11 protein-coding genes and 1 riboswitch are annotated in these 9,001 nt (G+C 74.8%); of the genes, 5 read left to right on the top strand and 6 right to left on the bottom strand.

Annotated elements, in window-relative coordinates; genetic code table 11:
- Positions 1-165 precede the first annotated feature (165 nt).
- Complete coding sequence (locus ACFV0G_RS28070; protein WP_380553820.1) at positions 166-405, top strand: bacterioferritin-associated ferredoxin; 240 nt, start codon at positions 166-168, stop codon at positions 403-405.
- Between the two features lie 12 nt (positions 406-417).
- Here the strand turns inward: ACFV0G_RS28070 and bfr are convergent, their stop codons facing one another.
- Positions 418-897 (bottom strand): bacterioferritin, encoded by a 480-nt coding sequence (gene bfr / locus ACFV0G_RS28065; RefSeq protein ID WP_380553817.1) that lies wholly within the window; start codon positions 895-897, stop codon positions 418-420.
- 197 nt (positions 898-1,094) lie between these two features.
- Between bfr and ACFV0G_RS28060 the strand changes: the two genes are divergently transcribed.
- On the top strand, positions 1,095-1,724 hold the full coding sequence (locus ACFV0G_RS28060) for a sulfite oxidase-like oxidoreductase (protein ID WP_380553814.1): 630 nt from the start codon (positions 1,095-1,097) through the stop codon (positions 1,722-1,724).
- A gap of 25 nt (positions 1,725-1,749) precedes the next feature.
- Here ACFV0G_RS28060 and ACFV0G_RS28055 read toward each other — a convergent pair whose 3' ends face one another.
- The 5 genes from ACFV0G_RS28055 to thiO form a co-directional block, all read right to left on the bottom strand.
- Positions 1,750-2,331, bottom strand: a complete 582-nt coding sequence (locus tag ACFV0G_RS28055) for a flavodoxin family protein (RefSeq protein WP_380553811.1) — start codon at positions 2,329-2,331, stop codon at positions 1,750-1,752.
- Between the two features lie 45 nt (positions 2,332-2,376).
- Complete coding sequence (pknB, locus tag ACFV0G_RS28050; protein WP_380553823.1) at positions 2,377-4,128, bottom strand: Stk1 family PASTA domain-containing Ser/Thr kinase; 1,752 nt, start codon at positions 4,126-4,128, stop codon at positions 2,377-2,379.
- A 103-nt stretch (positions 4,129-4,231) separates the two neighbouring features.
- Entirely contained in the window at positions 4,232-5,029 is a 798-nt protein-coding gene (locus tag ACFV0G_RS28045) for a thiazole synthase (RefSeq protein WP_380553808.1), read from the bottom strand.
- A 3-nt stretch (positions 5,030-5,032) separates the two neighbouring features.
- A complete protein-coding gene (gene thiS, locus ACFV0G_RS28040) occupies positions 5,033-5,242 on the bottom strand; it encodes a sulfur carrier protein ThiS (RefSeq protein ID WP_380553805.1) in 210 nt (69 codons plus the stop codon).
- A complete protein-coding gene (thiO, locus tag ACFV0G_RS28035) occupies positions 5,239-6,417 on the bottom strand; it encodes a glycine oxidase ThiO (RefSeq protein WP_380553802.1) in 1,179 nt (392 codons plus the stop codon). Before thiO ends, thiS begins: the two co-directional genes overlap by 4 nt.
- A 10-nt stretch (positions 6,418-6,427) precedes the next feature.
- Positions 6,428-6,515: riboswitch (TPP riboswitch) on the bottom strand.
- Between the two features lie 79 nt (positions 6,516-6,594).
- Here thiO and ACFV0G_RS28030 point away from each other — a divergent pair.
- The 3 genes from ACFV0G_RS28030 to thiE all read left to right on the top strand — a co-directional run bounded on the left by ACFV0G_RS28030 (position 6,595) and on the right by thiE (position 8,902).
- Positions 6,595-7,797 carry an NAD(P)/FAD-dependent oxidoreductase gene (locus ACFV0G_RS28030; RefSeq protein ID WP_380553799.1) on the top strand — a complete coding sequence of 401 codons (1,203 nt, stop codon included), beginning with the start codon at positions 6,595-6,597 and terminating at the stop codon, positions 7,795-7,797.
- Between the two features lie 95 nt (positions 7,798-7,892).
- A complete protein-coding gene (locus ACFV0G_RS28025) occupies positions 7,893-8,258 on the top strand; it encodes an Rv2175c family DNA-binding protein (RefSeq protein WP_380553796.1) in 366 nt (121 codons plus the stop codon).
- Positions 8,258-8,902: a thiamine phosphate synthase gene (gene thiE / locus ACFV0G_RS28020; protein WP_380553793.1), complete on the top strand. Its 645-nt coding sequence runs from the start codon at positions 8,258-8,260 to the stop codon at positions 8,900-8,902. The genes ACFV0G_RS28025 and thiE overlap by 1 nt, the downstream gene beginning before the upstream one ends.
- Positions 8,903-9,001 lie beyond the last annotated feature (99 nt).

Raw genomic sequence — 9,001 nt, 5'->3', positions numbered from 1 at the left:
CGGCCCGCCCACACACCCCCCCCCCCACCCCCGCGGCTCTCCCTCCACCGGGCCCCCGCCCCCCCCCCCCCGGCGGCCGGGGCCCCTTATTCGTACGCGGATGTCCAGGTAAGGTAAGGCTCAGTAGACCAGCACCACCCGCACCACCCCCAGGGAGCGACCGCGATGTACGTCTGCATGTGCCATGCGGTCACCGAGACCCGGGTGAAGCAGGAGATCGACGGCGGCGCCGTCACGCCCCGCCAGATAGCCCAGGGCTGCAAGGCCGGCACCGACTGCGGTTCGTGCGTGCGCCGGATCCAGGCGCTGCTCGGGGAGCACGGGGCGCGGCCGTGCCCGACGCACCGGCTGGCCGAGAGGCTCGGGCTGGCCGACCCGGAGCAGCGGCAGCCCGAGGCCGCGTAGGCGGCTGAGGGGTCAGCTCTCCGGCTGCTCGATCAGCTGGGCCAGGTAGAGCGGCTCGCCGAGCTTGGCCAGCAGCTCCAGCTGGGTGTCGAGGTAGTCGATGTGGTGCTCCTCGTCGGCCAGGATGTCCTCGAAGATGTTGGCCGAGGTGATGTCGTTCTTGGCCCGCATCACCACGATGCCGCGGCGCAGCCGGTCGATCGCCTCGACCTCGACCTGGCGGTCCGCCTCGAACATCTCCTTGACCGTCTGCCCGATCCGGACGTGGAAGAGCCGCTGGTAGTTGGGCAGGCCGTCCAGGAAGAGGATCCGGTCGGTCAGCGTCTCCGCGTGCTTCATCTCGTCGAACGACTCGTGCCGGGTGTACTTCGCGAGCTTCGTCCAGCCGAAGTTCTCCTGCATCTTGGCGTGCAGGAAGTACTGGTTGATGGCCGTGAGCTCGGCGGTGAGCTGCTCGTTGAGGAACTCGATGACCTCGGGGTCGCCCTGCATGTCGCGCGCCTTCCTGTTCCGTCGTCCGTCCGTCGCTAAACGGCATGGTGGCACCGGAATGGCCGAGTTTTCCAGTAAGTTCACGCTTACTCCCGGTTGAGTCGGAATATCCGATTTGTCGATACGCGGGAGCTGTGAAGGGGGCGTGCGCAAGGGGCGCGCATCGCGCAGCTGCCGCCGTCTGCGACCATGGAGACATGGGTCAGCACCGAACGGAACCGCCGCAGCCGTCCGACCCGCGGCTCCCCCCGGGCCAGCGCCTGCAGCGCGGCTGGCCGGTGCTGCACTACGGCCCGGTGCCCCGCTTCAAGCCGGAGAGCTGGGACTTCCAGGTCTTCGGCGCCACCGCGACGGCGGAGAAGCACAGCTGGGACTTCGAGGCCTTCCACGCCCTGCCCCGGGTGACCGTCCGCGGCGACCTGCACTGCGTGACCCGCTTCTCCATGCTCGGCAGCGAGTGGGGCGGCGTCGCCGCCAAGACCGTCCTCGACCTCGTCCCGCCGGCCCCGGGCGTCACCCATGTGATGGTCTGGGCCGAGTACGGCTACAGCGCCAACCTGCGGCTCGCGGACTTCACCGACCCGCAGACCGTCCTCGCCACCCACCGCAACGGCGAGCCGCTCAGCGTCGAGCACGGCTTCCCCGTCCGCCTGGTGGTGCCGCACCTGTACGCCTGGAAGGGCCCCAAGTGGGTGCGCGCGGTGGAGTACATGCGGGCCGACCGCCGCGGCTTCTGGGAGGAGCGCGGTTACCACAACCTCGCCGACCCGTGGACCGAGCAGCGCTACTCCTACCAGGAGGAGCCCGGCGACGGGCCGCTGCGCTGACCGGCGCGCCCCCGTGCCCGCTCCGTCAGTCCCGGTCGTACGGGAAGCGGGCGAGCGGCGCCTCCTGCGCGAAGAAGGTCTTGGCCCGCGCGACCGCCCGCTCGTCCGCGAGCACCTGGCCCGGCCGGGAGCCGTTGCCGAGCAGCACGCCGCCGAACCGCATCCCCATGTAGGCCGCGGTGTGGTGCAGCGTGAGGACCAGCGGCTCGGCCACCTCCTCCTCGCGGTGCGCCATGGCCGTCACGCCCCAGAGCGTGCGGCCGGCCATCGCCGCCCGGAACCCCGGGGCCGGGGTGGAGAGCCACTTCGACCAGTAGTCGAGGTAGCGCTTGGTGGAGGACGACACGGAGTACCAGTACAGCGGCGAGGCGATCACGACGTCCGTGGCGGCGAGGGTCGCCTCCCGGAGCAGCGCCTCGTCGTCCGCGTCCGGCCGGGACAGCTCCGCGTGGCGCGCGTCGCAGTAGTCGGGCAGCCGCAGCTGTGCCAGGTGCAGCCACCGCTGCCCGGTGCCGCCCGGCAGCTGCTCGGCGGCCGCCCGGGCGAGCAGTTCGGTGTTCCCGTCGGCGCGGGCGCTGCCGAGGAGGAAGAGGAACGAACGGGACACGGCTGCTCCAGGGGTCGGCGGTCGATCCCCGGATCCTAGCCCCGGCTAGAACAGCCCGAAGCTGATCACCACGAGGGTGCCCTGCGGCTGCGGGGAGCCCGCCTTGGGGGTCTGGCCGGTGACCTTGCCGCCGAAGAGGTTCAGCCCGGTGCTCTGCACGGTGAACCCGGAGTCGGTCAGCGCCTTGGTGGCGTCCTCCTTGGAGAGGCCGACCACGTCCGGCACCGGCGTCATGCCCGTGCTGACCACCAGGGTGACCGGCGAGGACGGGCTCAGCGAGGTGCCGACGCCCGGCTCCACGGAGATCACCGAGCCCTCCGGCACGGTGTCGCTGGACGCCGTGCGGTTGGCCATCGGCGTCAGCCGGGCGTTGCGCAGGTCCTGCTGGGCCCGGTCGGCCGGCTCGCCGACAACGTTCGGCACCGCGACCCGGTCCGGCCCCTTGGAGAGCACCACCTTCACCGGGTCGCTCTTGCGGGCCCGGGCGCCGACCCCCGGGTCGGTGGAGATCACCTGGCCGGCCTGCACCGACTCGCTGAACTGCTGGGTGAAGGTGCCGCGCAGCCCCGACTTGTCCAGGGTCGCGATCGCCTGGGCCTCGCTCTGCCCGAGCACGCTCGGGACCGTCGTGTAGAGCCCGTTGGAGAGCGTGTACGTCGCCCCGCCGACCAGGATCAGCACCACCGCGACCACGGCCGCCCAGATCAGCGGCTTGCGCGAGCGGCGGGGCCGCGCGCCGCGCCCGGTCTGCTGCGGACGCAGCGTCAGCGTCTCGTCGCCCTGCCGGGACGGCGGGGTCAGCAGCTCGGCCGGGACCTCCAGCACGCTGGTGCGCTCCACCGGCCGGTCGACGACGGCGGTGACCTCGGCGGTCGGGAACTGCGGGGTGGGCCGGGTGGAGGCCGGCGGCTCGGCGTCCAGCTGGGCCGGGGTCAGTGTCCGGCGGACCCGCTGGAGGGTGGCCAGCAGTTCGACCGCGTCCCAGGGGCGGGACTCGGGGTCGCGGGCGGTCGCCGCGGCGACTATGGCGTCCAGCTCGCGGCTGATGCCGGGCGCGGTCAGCGACGGCGCCGGGACGTCCTCGTTCAGGTGGCGGTAGATCACCTGCATGGCGTTCTCGCCGGTGTGCGGCTTGGCGCCGGTCAGCATCTCGTACAGCAGGATGCCGGCCGCGTAGACGTCGACCCGCTGGTCGGTCGGCGCGCCCTGGTGGATCTGCTCGGGCGCCAGGTAGGAGACCGTGCCGAGCACGGTGCCGGTCGACGTGGTGCTGGTGATCCCGTCGCCCGCGCCGTCGGTGCCGGTGAGCAGCCGCACCAGCCCGAAATCGGCGACCTTGACCATGCCGTTGTCGGTGATGAGCACGTTCTCCGGCTTGACGTCGCGGTGCACCAGGCCGGCCCGGTGCGCGGCGCCGAGCGCGGCCAGCACCGGCTCCAGGATGTCCAGCGCGGCGCGGGCCGAGAGCGCCCCGCGGTCGCGCAGCACGTCGCGCAGGGTGCGCCCGGGCACGTACTCCATCGCGAGGAACACCGCGCGGCCGTCCGCGCCCTGGTCGAAGACGTTGACCACGTTGGGGTGCGAGAGCCGGGCGACCGCCTTGGCCTCGCGGATGAAACGGCCGGTGAAGTCGGTGTCCGAGGCCAGCGAGGGGTGCATCACCTTGAGGGCGACCACCCGGTCGAGCCGCGTGTCGGTGCCCCGGTACACGGTGGCCATACCGCCGACGGCGATGCGCTGATCCACCCGGTACCGGCCGTCGAGCAGGGCACCGATCAGGGGGTCGTCGAGCGTCATGTCCACCCGAGGAGTGTAGGGCGCAGGGGGGAGCGCGGGCCGCGGACGAGGCCGTCCGCGGCCCGGTTGTGCCGATGTTGAGACATGCGTCTGCGAACGGCCCTCAGAACGCCGGGTGCTCGCGGGTGTCCAGGTCGGCGCGCCCGGCCATCTGCGAGGACGCCTCCGCGTGGAAGCGCCGCGGGATCCGGCCGGCCCGGTACGCCAGCCGCCCGGCCTCGGCGCCCCGGCGCATCGCGTCGGCCATCAGCACCGGGTCCTGCGCCCGGGTGACCGCCGAGGCCAGCATCACCGCGGCGCAGCCGAGCTCCATCGCCAGCGCCACGTCGGAGGCGGTGCCGGCGCCGGCGTCCAGGATCACCGGCACGTTCGCGCTCTCCACGATGAGCTGGAAGTTGTGCGGGTTGCGGATGCCGAGGCCGGAGCCGATCGGCGAGCCGAGCGGCATCACGGCCGCGCAGCCGACGTCCTCCAGCTTCCGCGCCAGCACCGGGTCGTCGTTGGTGTACGGCAGCACCGTGAAGCCGTCGTCGACCAGCGTCTCGGCGGCCTCCAGCAGCTCGACCGGGTCGGGCAGCAGGGTCCGCTCGTCCGCGATGACCTCCAGCTTCACCCAGTCGGTGCCGAGCGCCTCGCGGGCCAGCCGGGCGGTCAGCACCGCCTCGCCCGCGGTGAAGCAGCCGGCCGTGTTGGGCAGCACCCGGATGCCGTTGCGGGTCAGCACGTCCAGCACCGAGCCCTGGACGGCGGTGCTGACCCGCCGCATCGCGACGGTGGTCAGCTCCGTCCCGGAGACCCGCAGCGCCTGCTCCAGCACCTCCAGGCTGGGGGCGCCGCCGGTGCCCATGATCAGCCGCGAGGAGAAGGCGGTGCCCGCGATCGTCAGCAGGTCGTCGGCCATCGCTCAGCCCCCCTGGACGGCGGTGAGGATCTCCACCCGGTCGCCGCTGCCGAGCGCGGTGGCCGACCAGGCGCTGCGCGGCACCACGGCCTCGTTCAGCGCCGCCGCGACCCCGGTCGGCGCGGCCGAGACCTCGGCCACCACCTCGGCCAGCGTGGTGGCCGCGGGCAGCTCGCGCGGCTCGCCGTTGACGGTCAGTGAGATCTGGTTCATGCGAGGGCCTTCGACTGGAAACGGCTGGGGGAGAACGGCTCGGCGAGCGGGGGGAGTTCGCCGGTCGCGAGGTAGTCGGCGACCAGGTCCGCGGTCACCGGGGTGAGCAGCACGCCGTTGCGGTAGTGCCCGGTCGCGGCGACCAGGCCGGGCAGCGCGGTCGGCCCGAGCAGCGGGGCGTTGTCCGGGGAGCCCGGCCGCAGCCCGGCGCCGGTCTCCGCCAGCGGCAGCTCGGTGAGGCCGGGGACGAGCTCGTGCGCGTCGCGCAGCAGCTCGTACACCCCGCCCGCGGTCACCGTGGTGTCGTAGCCCTGCTCCTCGGAGGTCGCGCCGATCACGAGCTCGCCGTCGGCGCGCGGCACCAGGTAGATGTGCTGCCCGCGGACCACCGCGCGGACGTTGCGGGACAGGAACGGGCGGTACACCGGCGGGACGTGCAGCCGCAGCACCTGGCCCTTGACCGGCCGGACGGCCGGCAGCACGCCCTCGGGCAGGCCGGGCAGCAGGTGGCTGCGGCAGCCCGCGGCGAGCACCACCCGGCCGGCCGTCAGGTCGGCGCCGTCGTCGGTGCGGACGCCCGCCGCCCGGTCGCCGGCCAGCAGCAGTTCGGCGGCGGCGGCCCGGTGCAGCACCACCCCCGCCCGGGTGCAGGCCTCGACCAGGGCGCGCGCCAGCCGGCGGCCGTCCACCTGGTGGTCGCCGGTGACGTGCAGCCCGCCGCGCACCCCGGGCGCGAGCATCGGCTCCAGCCGGCGGCACTCGCGGCCGGTCAGCCACTCGGAGGCGAGGCCGAGGCGGCCGTGGAAGTCGTGCAGCTCGCGCAGCTCCGCGCGGTCGTCGGCGTCGAGGGCGACCGCCAGGGTGCCGGTCTGCCGGTAGCCGGTGTCCAGGCCGGTGGCCCCGGTCAGTTCGGCGGCGAACGCCGCGTACCGCTCGTTGGACGCCATCCCCAGGCGCAGCAGCGGCTCCTCGCCGTACTGCAGCTCGGTCACCGGGGCCAGCATGCCCGCGGCGACCTGCGCCGCGCCGCCGCCCGGGGCGGGGTCCAGCACGGTGACCGCGAGCCCGCGCTGCGCGGCCCGCCAGGCCACGCCGAGGCCGATGATGCCGCCGCCGACCACGAGCACGTCGGGGTGCGCTCCGGCCGGGGACGCGTCGGTGTGAGGCCGTGCCACGTCGCTGCTGCTCCCTTCGCCGGCATGACCCGGATCAGGTTCGGACGGTCGCGGGCCGCCTCAGCCCGCCTCTCAGCCCGGTGCACCGGGCTCCCGTGTGAGGTGTGCACCCACCATAACGCCGCGTGTCACGGCGGCCGAAAACGCGTACGCAGGGTGGACACCCCGGCGGATAGGGTGGCCGCCGTGGCTGAACCGAGCGGTATCGAGAGCGTCGTCGTCGTCGGCACCGGGATGGCCGGTGCCCAGTGCGCCCTCGGGCTGCGGCAGGGCGGCTGGCGGGGCCGGATCGCGCTGGTCGGCGAGGAGCCGCACCGCCCGTACGACCGGCCGCCGCTCTCCAAGGACGTGCTGCTCGGCGGCAGCGAGTCCACCGCCTTCGACATCGACTGGGAGCACCTCGGGGTCGACCTGCTGCTCGGCCGCCGCGCCACCGGCCTGGAGCCGGGGGTGCTGCACACCGACGCCGGCCCGCTCGCCCACGACCACCTGGTCCTCGCCACCGGCGCGGAGGCCGTCGAGCTGCCCGGCACCTCGGGCGCCCGGGTGCTGCGCACCCTGGACGACGCGCTCGCCCTGCGCAAGGCGCTCACCCCCGGCACCCGGCTCGCCCTGGTCGGCGCCGGCTGGATCGGCGCGGAGACCGCCACCGCGGCGCGCGCCCTCGGCTGCGAGGTGACCGTCGTCGAGGCCGGCCCGCAGCCGCTGCCCGGCGTGCTGCCGGCCGGGATCGGCGCGGCGATGGCCGGCTGGTACGCCGAGGCCGGTGTCGAACTGCGCTGCAACGCCGCGGTGACCGCCGTCGCGGAGCACGGGCTGCGGCTCGCCGACGGGGGCCGGATCGACGCCGACCTGGTCGTGGTCGGGGTCGGCGCCCGCCCGGCGACCGGCTGGCTGGCCCGCTCCGCGGTCGCCCTGGACCCGGCGGGCGCGGTGCTCGCCGACGAGCGGCTGCGCACGAGCGCGCCCGGGGTCCTGGCGGCCGGCGACTGCGTCTCCTACCCGTCGGCCCGCTCCGGCACCCGGCTCACCGTGCAGCACTGGGACCACGCGCTGCAGTCCGGTGCGGCCGCCGCCGCCTCGCTGCTCGGCTCCGACACGCCCTACGACCCGGTGCCGTACTTCTGGTCCGAGCAGTTCGGGCGGATGGTCCAGTACGCGGGCCGGCACGCCGAGGGCGACGAGCCGCTGCACCGCGGCTCGCCCGCGGACGGCGCCTGGTCGGTGCTGTGGCTGCGCGACGGCGTGCTGACCGCGGTGCTCTCGGTGGACCGCCCGCGCGACGCCAACCAGGCCAAGCGGCTGATCGACCGCGGCGCCGTGCTGGACCCGGCGGCGGCCGCCGACCCGGCGGTGGCGCTGAAGGCCGCGGTGCGCTGAACCGGGGGCGCGCGGGCGGTCACGATCCGCCATCGGTCCGCCGGGCCGGACGGGGCTGCGTGCGCCCGGGGTGCCACAGGTGGCAGTCTGGTCCCGTGAGTGAGATCGATCCCAAGATTGACGCCCTGGTCCCCGCGTGGCTCTACCTGCCCGACATCTCCGAGCGCTGGGGTGTGCAGGTCACCGAGGTCCGCAACATGGTGAAGGCGCACACCCTGCTCGCCGTGCGCCGCGGCGAGAACAAGTCCCTCCAGGTGCCGGCCGCGTTCATCACCGACGACGGCCCGGTGAAGCACCTCGTGGGCACGCTGACCGTGCTGCGCGACTCCGGCTTCAGCGACGAGGAGATCCTCGAGTGGATGTTCACCGAGGACCCGTCGCTGCCGGGCACCCCGATCCAGGCCCTGCACGAGAACCGGGCCACCGAGGTCAAGCGCCGCGCCCAGGCGATGGCGCTCTGATGGCGGACGCCCGTACGCAGCTCGCCGGCGCCCGGCTCTACCTGTGCACCGACGCGCGGCGCGAGCAGGGCGACCTGCCGGAGTTCCTGGACGCGGTGCTGGCCGGCGGCGTCGACGTCGTCCAGCTCCGCGACAAGGGCCTGGAGGCCCGGCAGGAGCTGGAGTACCTGGAGGTCTTCGCCGACGCCGCCCGGCGGCACGGCAGGCTGTTCGCCGTCAACGACCGCGCGGACGTGGCGCACGCCGCCCGCCCGCAGGTGCTGCACCTCGGCCAGGACGACCTGCCGGTGCCGGCCGCCCGGGCGATCCTGGGCGACGGCGTGGTGATCGGCCGGTCCTGCCACGCCGAGTCCGAGGTGGACGCGGCGATCGCCGAGCCGGGCGTCGACTACTTCTGCACCGGCCCGGTCTGGCCGACCCCGACCAAGCCCGGCCGCCACGCGCCGGGCCTCGGCCTGGTGTCGTACGCGGCGAAGGCCGCCACCGACCGCCCGTGGTTCGCGATCGGCGGCATCGACCTGGCCAACCTGGACGAGGTCCTGGCGGCCGGCGCCACCCGCGTGGTGGTGGTCCGCGCCATCACCGCCGCGGACGACCCGGGCGCGGCGGCCGCCGAGTTCGCCCGCCGGCTGCGCGCGCTCTGACCGCCGGCCCGCCCGGGCCCCCCCCCCCCGCGCCGCCCGGGGCCGGCGGGCGCGGGGGGGGGCGGGGGGGGGCGCCGGCGGCGCCCGCCCGCGGCCCCC

This window comes from Kitasatospora sp. NPDC059571 (assembly GCF_042735675.1).
In the GTDB taxonomy this organism is placed as follows: domain Bacteria; phylum Actinomycetota; class Actinomycetes; order Streptomycetales; family Streptomycetaceae; genus Kitasatospora.
The sequence above is the reverse complement of the archived record's forward strand: the minus strand, read 5'-3'. Positions and strand labels throughout refer to the sequence as shown.